The 14656-nt window shown below is 73.0% G+C and carries 15 protein-coding genes, 2 tRNA genes and 3 pseudogenes; 15 read left to right on the plus strand and 5 right to left on the minus strand.

From position 1 onward, the window contains the following. The first annotated feature begins 105 nt into the window (after nt 1–105). Nucleotides 106–181, plus strand: a tRNA-Arg gene (locus A6Q79_RS05390). 173 nt (nt 182–354) lie between these two features. On the opposite strand, the gene A6Q79_RS05395 is transcribed toward A6Q79_RS05390, so the two are convergent. Next, nucleotides 355–1533, minus strand: coding sequence for a PQQ-dependent sugar dehydrogenase (locus A6Q79_RS05395; RefSeq protein ID WP_289017776.1), 1179 nt, complete (start codon nt 1531–1533; stop codon nt 355–357). A gap of 133 nt (nt 1534–1666) precedes the next feature. Between A6Q79_RS05395 and A6Q79_RS05400 the strand changes: the two genes are divergently transcribed. The 4 genes from A6Q79_RS05400 to A6Q79_RS05415 all read left to right on the plus strand — a co-directional run bounded on the left by A6Q79_RS05400 (nt 1667) and on the right by A6Q79_RS05415 (nt 4037). Further along, entirely contained in the window at nt 1667–1951 is a 285-nt protein-coding gene (locus A6Q79_RS05400) for a hypothetical protein (protein ID WP_289017778.1), read from the plus strand. 131 nt (nt 1952–2082) lie between these two features. Then, nucleotides 2083–2856, plus strand: a complete 774-nt coding sequence (locus tag A6Q79_RS05405) for an HAD-IIA family hydrolase (RefSeq protein ID WP_067861756.1) — start codon at nt 2083–2085, stop codon at nt 2854–2856. A gap of 100 nt (nt 2857–2956) precedes the next feature. Continuing rightward, nucleotides 2957–3853, plus strand: coding sequence for an NAD(P)-dependent oxidoreductase (locus tag A6Q79_RS05410; protein ID WP_257721378.1), 897 nt, complete (start codon nt 2957–2959; stop codon nt 3851–3853). Then, the gene (locus A6Q79_RS05415; protein ID WP_067859176.1) at nt 3843–4037 is read left to right on the plus strand and encodes a hypothetical protein; all 195 of its coding nucleotides are present in this window, start codon (nt 3843–3845) and stop codon (nt 4035–4037) included. The genes A6Q79_RS05410 and A6Q79_RS05415 overlap by 11 nt, the downstream gene beginning before the upstream one ends. 16 nt (nt 4038–4053) lie before the next feature. Here the strand turns inward: A6Q79_RS05415 and mscL are convergent, their stop codons facing one another. Both mscL and A6Q79_RS05425 read right to left on the minus strand, forming a co-directional pair. After that, nucleotides 4054–4452, minus strand: a complete 399-nt coding sequence (mscL, locus tag A6Q79_RS05420; RefSeq protein ID WP_289017781.1) for a large conductance mechanosensitive channel protein MscL — start codon at nt 4450–4452, stop codon at nt 4054–4056. 91 nt (nt 4453–4543) lie between these two features. Next, nucleotides 4544–5146, minus strand: coding sequence for an SAF domain-containing protein (locus A6Q79_RS05425; RefSeq protein WP_289017783.1), 603 nt, complete (start codon nt 5144–5146; stop codon nt 4544–4546). 78 nt (nt 5147–5224) lie between these two features. Here A6Q79_RS05425 and A6Q79_RS05430 point away from each other — a divergent pair, with 78 nt between their 5' ends. Next, nucleotides 5225–5374: a hypothetical protein gene (locus A6Q79_RS05430; protein WP_236749904.1), complete on the plus strand. Its 150-nt coding sequence runs from the start codon at nt 5225–5227 to the stop codon at nt 5372–5374. Between the two features lie 14 nt (nt 5375–5388). On the opposite strand, the pseudogene A6Q79_RS05435 reads toward A6Q79_RS05430, so the two are convergent. Next, nucleotides 5389–5529: pseudogene (locus A6Q79_RS05435) on the minus strand (FmdB family zinc ribbon protein); the annotation flags it as partial. Nucleotides 5530–5645: 116 nt separating this feature from the next. Between A6Q79_RS05435 and A6Q79_RS05440 the strand changes: the two are divergent. Then, nucleotides 5646–7082: a hemolysin family protein gene (locus A6Q79_RS05440; protein WP_286690780.1), complete on the plus strand. Its 1437-nt coding sequence runs from the start codon at nt 5646–5648 to the stop codon at nt 7080–7082. Then, the gene (locus tag A6Q79_RS05445) at nt 7075–8118 is read left to right on the plus strand and encodes a hemolysin family protein (RefSeq protein ID WP_067859168.1); all 1044 of its coding nucleotides are present in this window, start codon (nt 7075–7077) and stop codon (nt 8116–8118) included. The genes A6Q79_RS05440 and A6Q79_RS05445 overlap by 8 nt, the downstream gene beginning before the upstream one ends. Here A6Q79_RS05445 and A6Q79_RS05450 read toward each other — a convergent pair. Next, nucleotides 8115–8741, minus strand: coding sequence for a 5-formyltetrahydrofolate cyclo-ligase (locus tag A6Q79_RS05450; protein ID WP_286690781.1), 627 nt, complete (start codon nt 8739–8741; stop codon nt 8115–8117). The genes A6Q79_RS05445 and A6Q79_RS05450 overlap by 4 nt on opposite strands. A gap of 47 nt (nt 8742–8788) precedes the next feature. On the opposite strand from A6Q79_RS05450, the pseudogene A6Q79_RS05455 reads away from it, so the two are divergent. From A6Q79_RS05455 to A6Q79_RS05485, 7 genes and pseudogenes are all read left to right on the plus strand, one after another. Further along, nucleotides 8789–10056, plus strand: a pseudogene (locus A6Q79_RS05455) (UTP--glucose-1-phosphate uridylyltransferase). Between the two features lie 80 nt (nt 10057–10136). Further along, nucleotides 10137–11384 carry a gephyrin-like molybdotransferase Glp gene (glp, locus tag A6Q79_RS05460; protein ID WP_236749735.1) on the plus strand — a complete coding sequence of 416 codons (1248 nt, stop codon included), beginning with the start codon at nt 10137–10139 and terminating at the stop codon, nt 11382–11384. A gap of 64 nt (nt 11385–11448) precedes the next feature. After that, nucleotides 11449–11829, plus strand: a pseudogene (gene moaC, locus A6Q79_RS05465) (cyclic pyranopterin monophosphate synthase MoaC); the annotation flags it as partial. A gap of 44 nt (nt 11830–11873) precedes the next feature. Continuing rightward, a complete protein-coding gene (locus A6Q79_RS05470; protein WP_317696955.1) occupies nt 11874–12311 on the plus strand; it encodes a MogA/MoaB family molybdenum cofactor biosynthesis protein in 438 nt (145 codons plus the stop codon). Next, complete coding sequence (locus A6Q79_RS05475) at nt 12308–12922, plus strand: GNAT family N-acetyltransferase (protein ID WP_067859159.1); 615 nt, start codon at nt 12308–12310, stop codon at nt 12920–12922. Before A6Q79_RS05470 ends, A6Q79_RS05475 begins: the two co-directional genes overlap by 4 nt. An 87-nt stretch (nt 12923–13009) precedes the next feature. After that, entirely contained in the window at nt 13010–13936 is a 927-nt protein-coding gene (locus A6Q79_RS05480; RefSeq protein WP_286690784.1) for a hypothetical protein, read from the plus strand. Between the two features lie 64 nt (nt 13937–14000). Beyond that, nucleotides 14001–14073 (plus strand) — tRNA-Ala (locus A6Q79_RS05485). The last annotated feature ends 583 nt before the right edge of the window (nt 14074–14656 follow it).

Below are 14656 nucleotides of genomic sequence, written 5' to 3' on the forward strand. Positions count from 1 at the left end.
CGCGTCCTGACGCCCGAACCGGAGCTCGGCTCACGCCCCGCTGCTCCGCGACGTCGGCCCGGTACGCTGCACTGGGCGCGTCGCGGTGATCGCACGCACCCGCGGGCCCCCGTAGCTCAGGGGATAGAGCAACGGTTTCCTAAACCGCAGGTCGCAGGTTCGAATCCTGCCGGGGGCACCAACCGACGCGGCTCGCTACTCAGCGGCGGCGAACTGGAGACTCTGGGTCCCTGCGCGGAGGGTCGAAGGATGCTGCGTTGGTGTCGGGATCCCGTCGCGAACGCAGAAGCGTCCGACCTCCAGCGCACCGACGCAGAGTCCTGCGTGCCCCTGGCTTCGGGCGAGTCCCCCGCCTCACCCCCGCGGCGCCACCCGCAGGATCTTGTCGTCCGTGCCGTTCGAGGTGGTCACGTACAGCACCCCGCCCGGTCCGCGCTGCACGCCGCGCAGCCGGCCGTAGGTGCCGGAGAGCTCCGACGGGGTGTACTGACGCACCAGGCGACGGCTGCTGTCGAAGGTCAGCAGGCGCAGGCTCGTGCCCTTGAGGGTCGCCACCGCGAGCGCGCCGTCGAGGCTTCCCCAGCCCGACCCGCTCACGAAGTCGGCGCCGCTGGTCGCGACCGTCGACGTGCCCGACCTCCACGCCGCCTGGCGCTGCGTGCCCGGGAGCGAGTCGTCGGTCATCGGGGAGTTCGCGCCCTCGTTGTAGTCGGGGTCGCCCGACGCGCGAGGGACCGGGTTCCACCCGTAGTTGCCGCCCTTGACCAGCACGTTCACCTCGTCGTCGCGGTAGGAGCCCTGCTCGACCGACCACATCTGGCCCGTCGACGGCTGACGCACGACGCCCTGCACGTTGCGGTGGCCGTACGTCCAGACCCGACGCTGCATCGCCGTGCGGGCCGACGCCCACGGGTTGTCGTCGTAGCCCCTGCCGGTCGTCGCCGAGACGCGCAGCACCTTGCCACCGCCGGACGTCAACGACTGCGGGATGCCGCCGCGGGCAGCGTCGCCCGTGCCGATGAACAGCGAGTCGGCCTTGCCCCGGCGCAGCGCGCAGCCGCCGTGGCGGCCCGTGCTCGACGGCAGGCCGACCACGACGTTGCGCACGAACGTCGCGCGGCCCGCGGACCGGTCCAGGCGCCACGCGACGACCCGGACGTCCCGCACGTCGCCCGAGCGGTAGCCGTGGCACGTGTAGAAGACGCCGCTGCGGGCGAAGTCGGCGGACTTCTCGATGCCCATGAGGCCGGTCTCGCCGCCCGACCACATGCCGGCCGGACGCGACAGCACGACCGTCGAACGTCCTTGCGGGTCGCGCAGCGTGACCGACAGCCGGTCGCGCTGGGTGTAGAGCATCGACCCGTCGGGCAGGAAGGTGAGCGCCCAAGGATGGTGCAGACCTGCCTGCACCACGCGCACGTCGAGGGGTGGCGGGTCGGCTGCCCCGGTGGCGGCCGGTGCTCCTCCTGCGAGGGTGGCGGAGGCGCAGAGCGCCCCGCCGAGGACGGCCGTGACCACGCGTCGGGCTCTCATCGCCTCAGTATCCGCCTCCTGGCGCGATCTGCCAGCGCGCGAGCCGTTCACCCGTGCGTCGTCCGCTCGACGCGCGCCTGCGGCCGTGCCGTCGTACGCTCGCCGCACCTGCATCAGCACCCGTGGAGGGACCATGTCCCGTTCGACCGAGGACGCCTGGACCGTCGTCGTGTACGAGGTCAGCGGCGTGCCCGAGCAGCAGGACATCCTCGCCGACTTCCACACGGCTGCCATGAGCGGTGTCGTCGCCCTCGGCACCCAGGGCGACCTCGGGACCTACGTGGTCGTGGAGTGCCGCACCGACGACGACGCGTGGCTCGTCGAGACCGTGGTGCACCAGATCGACCCGCACGCGCACCGACGCAGCGAGCACCCGCACCGGCCCGTCGTGGGTCCCGCCGTGCCTGCCGACGGCTGACGCTCCACGTGCGCCGGGCTGCGACGCCGCCCGCCTAGGATGGAGACCGACCCGTCGCCGGACGGGTCGCACCGACGATCCCGCCCGCAGGAGCTCCCTTGACCAAGCCCGTCGCCTCGTGGCTCACCGACATGGACGGCGTGCTCGTCCACGAGGAGCGCGCCATCCCGGGCGCGGCCGAGTTCATCGCGGCGCTGCGACGTCACGAGCGGCCCTTCCTCGTGCTCACCAACAACTCGATCTTCACCCCGCGCGACCTTCGTGCGCGCCTCCACGCGGCGGGCCTCGACATCCCGCAGGAGTCGATCTGGACCTCGGCGCTGGCCACCGCGAAGTTCCTCAGCGAGCAGCGTCCGGAGGGGACGGCCTACGTGATCGGCGAGGCTGGGCTGACCACCGCGCTGCACGACGTCGGGTACGTCATGACCACGCGGGACCCGGAGTACGTGGTGCTGGGCGAGACGCGCACCTACTCCTTCGAGGCGATCACCAAGGCCATCCAGCTCATCGAGAGCGGCGCGCGGTTCATCGCCACCAACCCCGACCCGACCGGCCCGTCGCCGTCGGGAAGCCTCCCTGCCACCGGCTCGGTCGCCGCGCTCATCACCAAGGCCACGGGGGTCGAGCCGTACTTCGTCGGCAAGCCCAACCCGCTCATGATGCGCACGGCGCTCAACCGGATCGAGGCGCACTCCGAGACGACGGTGATGATCGGCGACCGGATGGACACCGACGTGCTGTCCGGGCTCGAGGCGGGCCTGCGCTCCATCCTGGTCCTCACCGGCTCGACGGCGCCCGGACAGGTGGAGCGCTTCCCGTTCCGACCGACCCGCGTCGTCGACTCGATCGCCGACGTGGTCCCGCTCGTGACCGAGCTGGCAGAGGGCGACGCGGACGGAGCCTGACGGCTCGTCGGGTATTCTGGTCCGATCACGTCGCCCGATCGGCGGACGTGAGAACGTCCACGCACGACGGAACATCACCCGACGTCACGGAGCCAGAACGTTGAAGGTCTTTCTTACCGGAGCCAGCGGAGTCATGGGGCGGTCCACCACGACCGCCCTCGTCGCCGCCGGCCACGAGGTCGTCGGGCTGGTGCGCTCCGAGCGTGCCGCCCGCGTCGCCGAGGCGCACGGGGCGAGACCGCACCGCGGCACCGTCTTCGACGTCGACGCCATGGCGACGGGCATGCAGGGCTGCGACGCCGTCGTGAACTTCGCGGGTCGCATGCCCGTGGGTCTCGCGATGCTGCGACCCGGCGCGTGGCGCCAGAACGACCGGATCCGCGCGGTCGGCTCGCGTCGGGTGGCCGAGGCCATGCTGGCCGCGGGTGTCCCGCGGCTCGTGCAGCAGAGCCGCTCGTCGATCTACGCCGACGGCGGTGACGCCTGGATCGACGAGCTGGCGCCCGTCGAGATCACCCGCGACACCGACACCGTGGCCGAGGCCGAGCAGCACGCCCGGGCCCTCGGACGTCGTGGCCGCGACGTGGTCGTGCTGCGCTTCGGCCAGATCGTCGGGCCCGATCCCGGCTCCCGCTGGCTGCTGCGGCGCGCCCGGTCGGGTCGGCCCACCGGCTGGGGCGAGCCGTCGTCGTGGGTGCACCTGGTGCACGTCGACGACGTCGGCACGGCCGCCGAGGCCGCGCTGACCGCGCCGGCCGGGGTCTACAACGTGGGCGCGGAGCCGTGCCGTCGCGAGGACCTCGCCGAGCAGCTGGCGCTCGCCGGCGGACGACGCGGCGGTCGCTTCCACCACCGCGTCACGCAGCGACTGGCGGGGGTGCGGCTGGAGACCTTCGGACGCTCGCAGCGCATCACCTCCCAGCGCTTCGGCGACCGCGCCGGCTGGCACCCGATGTTCCCGAAGCTCACCCCGGACTGGTTCGACGGTGTCCTCTGACGACCTGACGTCCGACGCCGACCGTCAGGCGGCCGAGCAGGCCCGTCGGCGCCGCGCGGCCCTGCTGCTGGGCGACCTGCTGCCCGACACCACGCGCGACGAGCGCGGCGACGACGGGACGTCCGCAGGCTCGCGTCGCGACGACGAGCTGCTGCGGGACGTCCCGCCCCACCACGGCGGCTGAGCCGGACCTGCCGACCTCAGGGGGTCTGGCGCTGCAGCGCGTCGCGGATCTCGCGCAGGAGCGCGATGTCCTCGCTGGGCCCGGCCGGCTCCGGCTCGGCGCCGCGCTGGCGGGCCTCGTTGATCTTCTTCATCGGCACGACCACGAAGAAGTACACGACGGCCGCCGTGATCGCGAACGTGATGGCGGCGTTGATGAAGCCACCGATGTCGATGAAGGTCGACGCGTCGCCGCTGCGGATGCGGAAGCCCAGCCCCTGGCCCGCGTCGCTCCTGCCGGTGCTCGCGATCAGCGGGTTGATGAAGGAGTCGGTGAACTTCGTGACCAGCGCGGTGAATGCGGTGCCGATGACGACGGCCACGGCGAGGTCGACGATGTTCCCGCGGAGCAGGAAGTCCTTGAATCCCTTGATCATGTGTCCCCCTAGGACGTCGGTGAAGGTCGTCCCCGAGCCTAGGGGTTCGCGACGACGTCGCGCGGCGTCCCACCCATCGGGCGAGGCGCGGTCAGTCGTCGCCTGCCTCGACCACGACGCTCAGCTGCGCCTCCACGCCCACGCGTGCGAGCTCCAGCGCGGTCCGGCGGGGGACGGTGAGCCACAGGACCGGGGCGTCGGGGTCCTCGAGGTCGGGCACGGCGGCGACCACCGCGCCCGAGGCCGCCACGGACGCGCGCGGGCCGCCCGCTCCCGTCGCCACCGCCAGCACCTCGACCCGGTCGCCCACGCGCACGGCCTGGCCGCTCGTCGCGTCGGCCAGCCGCACGGCCGTCACGACGTGCCCCGGCGGCAGGCCGTCGACCGGTCCGGCCGCCAGGAGGCGGACGTCGGTGAACGCCTCGCCCCGACGCATCGGCCCGCCGACCCGTCGCCCCTCGAGGTCGTCGGACGACAGCAGGTGCTGGGGCGCCGCCCCTGCCGGCAGCAGCGAGGAGGTGACGTCGTCGGCGGAGAGCACCGTGCCGCTGGCGAGGTCGCGGGCGGCGACGGCCACCTCCACCTGGTCGGGCGGGCGGCGCACCGACGTGAGGGCCAGCAGCACCGCGAGGGCGGTGCACAGGGCGGCGAGCAGACGACGGTGCTCGAGCAGCGAGGAGCGCAGACGGTCCATCCGCGCACGCTAGGCAGCGGGCCGGACCCCGATCCAGCGCGTCTCCACAGGGGAGCGGGTCAGGCGGCCGAGCCGCCCGTGGACGACGAGCCGCTGCCCGAGGTCGACGTGCCGGACGACGTGCCCGAGGAGGAGCTCGACGACGTGCTCGACGACGAGGAGGAGCTCGAGGAGGACGAGCTGGAGGTGTCCGACGACGTCGTCGTGCTGCGGCTGTCGGTGCGGTAGAAGCCCGACCCCTTGAACACGACGCCCACCGCGTTGAACACCTTGCGGAGCCGGCCCTGGCACGCGGGGCACTCGGTCAGCGCATCGTCGGTGAACGACTGGTGCACCTCGAGCGCGTTGCCGCACTCGGTGCACTGGTACTGGTAGGTCGGCACGGTCTTCTCTCCTGGATGTCACCGGTCGGCGGGTGCCGCTCCGGCACGAGGTCTCCGACGTCAAAGGGTACAGTTCCCTGCATCGTGACCGACCCTGACTCATCCGGGACCCCGTGATGACCGAGCTCCTCCTCCTGGGACTCTCGTTCCTCCTCATGCTCGCGTGCGGCGTCTTCGTGGCGGCCGAGTTCTCGTTCGTGACGGTCGACCGCGCGACGGTCGAGCGCGACGCCGAGCGCGGCGACGCGGGCGCGGCCGGCACCCTCAAGGCGCTGCGCAGCCTGTCGACCCAGCTCAGCGGGGCGCAGCTGGGCATCACGATCACCAACCTGGCGATCGGGTTCGTCGCCGAGCCGGCCATCGGGCGGCTCGCGCGCGGACCGCTGGAGGACCTCGGCGTCACCGGCGGGGCGCAGAGCGCCGTCGCGTACGGGCTCGCGCTCTTCCTCAGCACCGTCGTCACGATGCTGGTCGGCGAGCTCATCCCGAAGAACCTGGCCCTCGCCCTGCCCCAGCGCGTGGCCGCCGTCGCCCAGCTGCCGCAGCGGGTGTTCACGCGCGTGATGGCCTGGCCGATCCGGTTCCTGAACGGCACGGCCAACCGCACCTTGCAGCGCATGGGCGTCGAGCCGCAGGAGGAGCTGCGCTCGGCCCGCTCGCCGGTGGAGCTGCGCTCGCTCGTGCTGCGCTCCGCCCGCGAGGGTGCCATCGACGACGAGACGGCCGACCTCGTGGCGCGCAGCATCGCGTTCGGTGACCGCACCGCCGCCGACGTCCGCACGCCCCGGGTCCGCGTGCACTTCCTCGACGCCCGCGACACCGCGCTCGACGTCATCGAGGCGGCCCGCCAGACCGGGCACTCACGGTTCCCGGTCACGGGCCGGTCGCCGGACGACGTCGTCGGCATCGTGCACGTGAAGCAGGCCGTCGCGGTCGACCCCGACCGACGTCGCGGCGTCCGTCTCGGCGACCTGGCCGGCCCCGTGACCACCGTGCCCGACAGCCTCGAGCTCGACCCGCTGCTGGCCCTGCTGCGCGAGCAGGGGATGCAGATGGCGGTCGTCGTCGACGAGTTCGGCGGGACCGACGGCATCGTCACCCTCGAGGACCTCGTCGAGGAGATCGTCGGCGAGGTGCTCGACGAGCACGACCGCGTCGCGAGCCGCAGCCGCCACCGTCCCGACGGCGCCTGGTCGCTCTCGGGTCTCCTGCGACCCGACGAGGTGCTCGAGCAGACCGGGGTGGCCCTGCCCGAGAGCGAGGACTACGAGACGATCGCCGGCCTGCTGCACGCCGAGCTCGGTCGTCTCGGCGTGCGCGGCGACGTCGTCCACCTGCAGGTCGATCCGACCCCGGACGACGAGGACGACGACCCCGAGCCGCTGGACGTCTCGCTCACCGTCGAGCGCATGGAGGGCCGGCGGATCGACCGCGTGACCCTGACCGTGCAGGCCCCCGACGGTGCTGCTGCCGAGACCGGCTCGAGCAGGGCCGCCGAGCCGACCGCCGGCCCGGCAGCCGACCCGACCGGGGGCGGTGACGTCCGTGGGTGACTGGGTCGGGGTCGGGCTGACGTTCGTGCTGCTCGCCCTCAACGCACTGTTCGTGGCCGCGGAGTTCGCGCTCATCTCGGCCCGACGGACCCAGCTCGAGCCCCTGGCGCAGGCCGGGTCGCGCACGGCTCGGCTGGCGCTCAAGGCCGTGGAGAACGTCACGCTCGCCATGGCGGCCGCACAGCTCGGCATCACCATCTGCTCGCTCGGGCTCGGCGCCATCAGCGAGCCCGCGCTCGCGCACCTGATGGAGCCGGCCTTCGAGCTCGCCCACGTGCCCGAGAGCCTCGTGCACCCGATCTCGTTCGTGATCGCGCTGTCGGTGGTCGTGTTCCTGCACGTCGTGTTCGGCGAGATGGTGCCCAAGAACCTCGCGCTCGTGCAGCCCGACCGCGCCGCCCTCGTGCTGGGCCCGTTCATGCTGCTCGTCATCGCCGTGCTGCGGCCGCTCGTGGTGATGCTCAACGGCATCGCCAACCTGGCGGTCCGCCTGCTCGGCGTGCAGCCGGTGGAGGAGGTCGCCTCCACCTACTCCCACGACGAGGTCGCGGGCCTCGTCGACGAGTCGCGCCGCGAGGGTCTGCTCGACGACGACGAGTACGGTCTCGTGCAGGGTGCCCTGGAGTTCCACGACGGGCGGGTCGAGCAGGTGCTGCTGCCGCGCGACGGGCTCGTGACCGTCGCGCCGGAGGCGACGCCGGCCGACGTCGAGCGGGCCTGCGCCGACACCGGCTTCTCACGCTTCCCCGTCGTCGACGCCGACGGCGACCTCGCCGGCTACCTGCACATCAAGGACGTGCTGGAGACCGACGACGCCGCGCGCCGCGCCCCCATCGCCGACAAGTGGCTGCGGCCGCTGTCGACCGTCGGGGCGGGGTCGGGGCTCTACGAGGCCCTGCGGGTCATGCAGGCCAAGGGCTCCCACATGGCGCGGGTGGCCGACGGGTCCGGCCAGGTGCTCGGCGTGATCATGCTCGAGGACGTGCTGGAGGAGCTGGTGGGCGAGATCCGCGACACGGAGCGGCTCGGGAGCTAGGCCGGCGCCTCGGGCACGCGGAACACGCCGTTCTCGGTGACCACCACGTCGACCGGCAGGTCGTGCGGCTCGTGCGGCACCTCGGTCAGGAGCTCCTCGGCGTGCACGACGGCCACCAGCAGCGGCCGACGCCGGCGGGGGAGAACGGCGAGGGCGCGGTCGTAGTAGCCGGCGCCCCGGCCCAGACGACGTCCGGCGTGGTCGACGGCCAGCGCGGGCAGCACGACGACGTCGACGGAGGCGAGCGCGTCGTCGGGGAGCGTCGCGCCCACTGGCTCGTCGACGCCGAGCCGCGAGCGGGCGGTCGGGGCCGTGGGGTCGTGCGGCGCCCAGGCGAGGGAGCCGTCGCTCCGGCTGACCGGCACGAGGACCTCCACGCCACGCTCGAGCAGGCCCGCGAGCAGCGCCTCCGTGCCCGGCTCGCCGGGCATCGAGCGGTAGGCGGCGACCCGACGGGCGCGGACCACCGAGGGCAGCGCCAGCAGGTGGGCGGCGACCGCGTCGTCGACGGCTCGGCGCTGCTCGAGGTCGCGACGGCGGCGCGCCTCCAGCAGTCGCGGACGCACCGCCCGCTTCTCCTCGGCGGCCGCGTCGTTCCGCTGGCGCGCGCCCGGACGGTCCATACGTCTAGCCTAGGCGCGTGGACGGACTCGAGCTCGCACGGAGCACCATGGAACGCGCCGGCGTGGCGGCACCCGCGATCGAGGTCTTCAGCGACTTCTACCGTCAGCTCGAGGGCGGTGCCACGGGCCTCGTCCGCGAGGCCGACGTCGACCCGCTGGTCGACGTCGACCGGGCCGCCGACGTCACCTTCGACCTCGACGCGCAGCGCGAGGCCGCCGCGGTGACGGCCGTCATCAAGCTCAACGGCGGGCTCGGGACCTCGATGGGCATGGACCGGGCCAAGAGCCTGCTGCCCGTCCGCTCCGACCTCACGTTCCTCGACATCATCGCCCGCCAGGTGCTCCAGGTCCGGCGCGACCTCGACGTCACGTTGCCCCTGCTGTTCATGCACAGCTTCCGCACGCAGGACGACTCGCTGGCACGGCTGCGGCAGCACGAGGGCCTCGCGGTCGAGGGCCTGCCGCTCGACTTCCTGCAGAACCGCGGGGGCACGGCGACCTCTACACGGCGCTGCTCGTCTCGGGCGTGCTGGAGCAGCTCGTGGCCGCCGGCTACCGGTACGCCACCGTCTCCAACGCCGACAACCTCGGCGCGGCGCCCGACCCGTCGATGATGGCCTGGTTCGCCTCGACCGGAGCGCCGTACGCCGCCGAGGTGTGCCGGCGCACGCCCGCCGACGTCAAGGGCGGCCACCTCGTCGTCCGGCGCGCCGACGGACGCCTCGTGCTCCGCGAGACCGCGCAGACGGCCGACGACGACGCGACGCTCGCCGCCGACGCGGACCGGCATCCTTTCTTCCACACGAACAACCTGTGGTTCGACCTGCCTCGACTGCTCGACACGCTCACCGAGCGCAACGGCGTGCTCGGCCTGCCGCTCATCCGCAACGAGAAGACCGTCGACCCCACCGACAAGACGTCGCCGAAGGTCGTGCAGATCGAGTCGGCCATGGGTGCCGCCGTCGAGGTCTTCGACGGCGCCACCGCCATCGAGGTCGAGCGCTCGCGGTTCCTGCCCGTGAAGACCACCAACGACCTCCTGCTGCTCCGTTCGGACGTGTTCGGCCTGGGCGACGACAGCCGCCTGCGCGCCACCGTCGACCCGCGGCCGCTCGTCGACCTCGACCGCCGCTTCTACACGACCATCGCCGACTTCGACGCCCGCATCCCGCACGCCCCGTCGCTCGCCGGGGCCTCGTCCCTGACGGTGCGCGGCGACTGGCACTTCGGGCGCGACGTGGTGGTCACCGGCGACGCGACCCTGGACGACGACGGCACGGCACGCAGCGTCCCGCAGGGTGCCCGGTTAGGCTGACGCCCATGTCTTCCGACGCAGGGAACGAGGCCGCTCCGCCCTCCGGCGACGCTGCTCCACCCCGGGGACCGCGTCCGCGCGTGCGTCCGGAGAGCGTGCCCGACGGCTTCCTGACCGTCGAGGACCACCTCGAGAAGATCCTGCGCGGCATCGGCCCGCTCGAGCCGTACGACCAGCCGGTCGTCGAGTCGCTCGGCCTGCCGCTGCACGCCGACGTGCACGCCCCGATCTCCCTGCCCCGCTTCGACAACTCCGCCATGGACGGGTACGCCGTCCGCGCCGAGGACCTCGCCCAGGCCACGTCGGCCACGCCCGTCGAGCTGCCGGTCGTGGCCGACATCTACGCCGGGTCGAGCCGGCCGTTCGCGATCTCCCCGGGCACGGCCGTCAAGATCATGACCGGTGCGCCGGTCCCGCGCGGCGCCGACGCCGTCGTGCCGTTCGAGGCCACCGACCGTGGCAACGCGCGGGTGCGGTTCACCGAGGCGGTGCGCGAGGGCCAGCATGTCCGTCGGGCCGGCAGCGACGTCGGCCAGGGCGACCTCGTCCTGCCGGCCGGCACCGTCGTCGGTCCGCGCGAGGCTGGTCTGCTGGCCTCGCTGGGCCTGGGAAGGGTCGCCGCCCGACCGCGACCGCGCGTCGTGGTGCTGTCCACCGGCAACGAGCTCCGCGAGCCGGGCGCCCACCTCGACTTCGACTCCATCTACGACGGCAACAGCTACATGCTCGCCGCCGCCGTGCGCGCGGCAGGCGCGATCGCCTACCGCGTGGGCGCCATCGGCGACGACCCGCGCACCTTCCGACGCACGCTGTCCGAGCAGCTCGTCCGCGCCGACCTCGTGGTCACGAGCGGCGGCATCAGCGAGGGCGAGAAGGACGTCGTCAAGGAGACGCTGTCGGCGCTCGGGACGGTCGCCTTCCCGAAGGTCGCCATGCAGCCGGGCAAGCCGCAGGGCTTCGGCACGATCTTCGACGAGCAGACCCCGATCATCACGCTGCCCGGCAACCCGGTCTCGGCCTACGTGTCCTTCGAGGTGTTCGTGCTCCCGGCCATCCGCCGGCTCATGGGCCTCACGCCGTACCGGCGGCCCATGGTGCACGCCGTGCTCACCCAGGACATCGCCTCCATCCCCGGACGCCGCCAGTACGTCCGCGGCGTCTTCGAGGTCACCCACCGCGGCGCCAAGGTGACTCCGCTCGGCGGCCACGGGTCGCACCTGCTCGGCTCCCTCGCCCAGGCGAACGCCCTGATCGTCGTGGGTGAGGACGAGACCGCCCTGAACCTGGGCGACACGGTCCGCACCCTCGTCCTCGACAGGCCGTTCTGACGTGGCCGGTCCCGAGCCGTCCGCCGCGCGGCTGACGCACGTCGACGAGACCGGGGCGGCCCGGATGGTCGACGTCGGCGACAAGGACGTCAGCCGCCGCACGGCGACGGCACGCGGGCGCGTCGAGGTGTCCGCCGAGGTCGTGGCCCTCCTGCGCGGCGAGGGTGTGCCGAAGGGCGACGCGCTCGGCGTCGCGCGGGTCGCCGGCATCATGGGCGCCAAGCGCACGCCCGACCTCGTCCCGCTCTGCCACCCGATCGCGATCAGCGGCGTCGAGGTCGACCTCCACGTCGCCGACGACGCCGTCGAGATCACGGCCAGCGTCCGCACCACCGACCGCACGGGCGTCGAGATGGAGGCGCTGACGTCGGTCACCGTCGCCGCCCTGACCGTCGTCGACATGGTCAAGGCCGTCGACAAGCGGGCGCGCATCACCGAGTCGCGTCGAACCGCGCGGCCGCGGGCGTCTACGAGGACACGACCGGACCGCTGCTCGTCGATGCGCTCCGCTCCTGGGGCCTCGAGACCGCCGACGCCGCCGTCGTGCCCGACGGCGACCCGGTCGGACACGCCGTCGCCGACGCCGTGGCGTCGGGCGCGGCCGTGGTGCTGACCACCGGCGGAACCGGCATCAGCCCCACCGACCGCACGCCCGAGGTGACCCGACCGCTGCTCGACCGCGAGCTGCCCGGCCTGGCCGAGGCGCTGCGTGCCGCGGGGGTCGCCAAGGGTGTCCCGACCGCGGTGCTCTCGCGAGGTCTGGCCGGCGTGGCCGGGAGCACCCTCGTCGTCAACCTGCCCGGCTCGCGTGGGGGCGTCAAGGACGCCATCCAGGTGCTCGCCGACGTCGTCCCGCACGCCGTCGACCAGCTGGCCGGCGGCGACCACGCCGGCCCGGACCACCCGGGACCACGGGCGACGGCATGAAGGGTTGGCCCGTCGAGCTCACGCACGGCGACGTCGGCGTGCGGCCCTTGCGGCGCTCCGACGCCCGCGCCTGGGCACGGCTGCGGCGGGCCGACGTCGCGTGGCTGTCACCCTGGGAGGCCACGCTGCCGCCCGGCGGGGGAGCGGCACCGCTGTCGTACCGGGCGATGATCGTGACGCAGCGGCGTCGCGCGCGGCAGGGTCGGGCGATGCCCTTCGTCGTCACCTGGCGCGGCGAGATGGTCGGCCAGGTCACGGTCAACGGCATCTCGTGGGGCTCCGCCCGGTGGGCGAGCATCGGCTACTGGATCGCGCGACGTCACGCCGGCCGGGGGATCACGCCCGTCGCCGTCGCCCTCGTCGTCGACCACCTCCTCGACACCGTCGGTCTGCACCGGGTGGAGATCTCCATCCGGCCGGAGAACGAGGCCAGCCTGCGCGTCGTGCAGAAGCTCGGCCTCGACGAGGTCGGGCTGGCGCGCGGCTACTTGCACATCGACGGCGCCTGGCGCGACCACCGGGTCTTCCAGGTGCTCGCCGACGACCGTCCTGGCCGGCTGCTGGAGCGCGTGACCCGCGACGACGAGGCGCGACGTCGGTCGCCATCGTGAGTCACGCCTGCCACATCCGTCACAAACTTCACGCGACACACGACTGACCTGCGGAGATTCCCTCGGCGGGCGACCTACGGTTGATCCGTGGGTGCCAATGGACTGATCGTCGCGTTCGTCGTCGCCGTGTGGGCGGCGTACTTCGTGCCGCTCGTCCTGCGTCGGTACGACGAGGCGAGCTCCTCGGAGTCCCTGGAGTCGCTCAGCCCGTTGAGCCGCGTCATCTCCCGTCGCGGCCACGGCGAGCCGACCGAGGACGCCACCGACGAGGTGCCCCTCTCGGCGCCGGTCGACACTCCCACGAACGCCGCCGAGCCGACCCCGAAGGCCCCCACCGTGACCGAGACCCCGACCGCCCGCCGTGACGCGCCGACCCGCCGCGCCGCGGTCGTCGCCGCCCGTCGCCGCCGTCGCACGCTGCTGACCCTGCTGACCGCGCTCGCCGTGGTGGGTGGGCTCGCCGGCTTCTCCGTGGTCTCGCCGGTCTGGGTGGCCGCACCGGCCGCCCTGGTGGCGGCCTGGCTCGTCGCCTGTCGCGTGCAGGTCAGGGCCGAACGTGGCATCAGCCGCCCGGCGACCGAGCGTCGTCCGCTGTCCTCGCGACTGCCGTCCGTCAAGCTCCCCGCGCGTGACACCACCGCGGAGCGCGCCGCGCCGCGCACGCCCGACGAGGAGCACACCGTCGTCGTCTCGCACCAGTTCGAGGACGTCGAGCCCGACCGCAAGCACGTCATGGAGAGGGCAGAGCTGCCGGCCGACGCCCTCGAGGAGAAGCTGCAGATCGCGGTGCCGTCGGTCAGCACCGCTGGCACCGCCCTCTGGGACCCGCTGCCGGTCACGCTGCCCACCTACGTCACCAAGCCGCGCGTCGGCCGCACCGTCCGCACCATCGACTTCGACGCCCCGGGTGCCTGGACGTCGGGTCACGTGGAGGGCGAGGACGTGGAGCTGCCGGGTCGCGCCCGGTCCGCGCAGGCGGCTCCCGAGACGTCGCGTCGCGCGTCGGGCGAGTAGTCGTCAGGGCCGTCCGGACCCCCTGCGGGGCGAGACGGCACGGGTGCTAACCTGATTCAGACCTGGGGCATTGGCGCAGTTGGTAGCGCGCTTCGTTCGCATCGAAGAGGTCAGGAGTTCGAATCTCCTATGCTCCACCCGCACCACGAAGAGCCTCCCGGCACTGCCGGGGGGCTCTTCGTCGTTCCCAGCGACATCGCGCTCTCCTGCTCCGTCCGTCGGGCGGGGTCGTGTGGCTGCCGTGCGCGTCAGCGACGCTCGGCTCTCGGGACGACACGCGCCGCGCGCGACCGAGACGGGGACCGCGCGGCCCCTGCGGGGCGTGGTGCGTGCACCCGCTCGCAGCCCGATGCCGTCGTTCCAGGGATTTCGGGACCCCCAGAAGCGAGTGGGAGGCACAAGGAGGGGGGTGGTTTGACGACCCCAGGAGGGGGTGTGTAATGTTCTTCTTGTTGCACCGCACGGCGGGGCGCAAGGCCAGAAGGCCGGGTGTCCGGTGAGTGTGACCCGCTTGAACCGAAACGATCAATGCCAGGTTCGTCTGGAGACTGATCGCTGACAACGGCGAGCGAGGACTGGAAGACCGCGAGCTTGTCTCGCCCGAACCAGTCAGGTAGGTTTGACCAGCCCCTGGTGGGTGGGCCCTGATGTGGGTCTGTCTGGTGGGTGTGCGTCTGATGTTTGAGAACTCAACAGTGTGCTAAAAGTCGACGAGAAGTA

The organism is Aeromicrobium sp. REDSEA-S32_B7, assembly GCF_001626145.1.
Lineage (GTDB): Bacteria > Actinomycetota > Actinomycetes > Propionibacteriales > Nocardioidaceae > Aeromicrobium > Aeromicrobium erythreum.

Excerpts from the sequence above, each read along its gene's own strand:
- A6Q79_RS05450 (WP_286690781.1), bottom strand. The coding sequence starts at position 8,741 with ATGGACCGTCCGGGCGCGCGCCAGCGGAACGACGCGGCCGCCGAGGAG.
- A6Q79_RS05475 (WP_067859159.1), top strand. The coding sequence starts at position 12,308 with ATGAAGGGTTGGCCCGTCGAGCTCACGCACGGCGACGTCGGCGTGCGG.
- A6Q79_RS05400 (WP_289017778.1), top strand. The coding sequence starts at position 1,667 with ATGTCCCGTTCGACCGAGGACGCCTGGACCGTCGTCGTGTACGAGGTC.
- mscL (WP_289017781.1), bottom strand. The coding sequence starts at position 4,452 with ATGATCAAGGGATTCAAGGACTTCCTGCTCCGCGGGAACATCGTCGAC.
- A6Q79_RS05440 (WP_286690780.1), top strand. The coding sequence starts at position 5,646 with ATGACCGAGCTCCTCCTCCTGGGACTCTCGTTCCTCCTCATGCTCGCG.
- A6Q79_RS05425 (WP_289017783.1), bottom strand. The coding sequence starts at position 5,146 with ATGGACCGTCTGCGCTCCTCGCTGCTCGAGCACCGTCGTCTGCTCGCC.
- A6Q79_RS05405 (WP_067861756.1), top strand. The coding sequence starts at position 2,083 with ATGGACGGCGTGCTCGTCCACGAGGAGCGCGCCATCCCGGGCGCGGCC.
- A6Q79_RS05395 (WP_289017776.1), bottom strand. The coding sequence starts at position 1,533 with ATGAGAGCCCGACGCGTGGTCACGGCCGTCCTCGGCGGGGCGCTCTGC.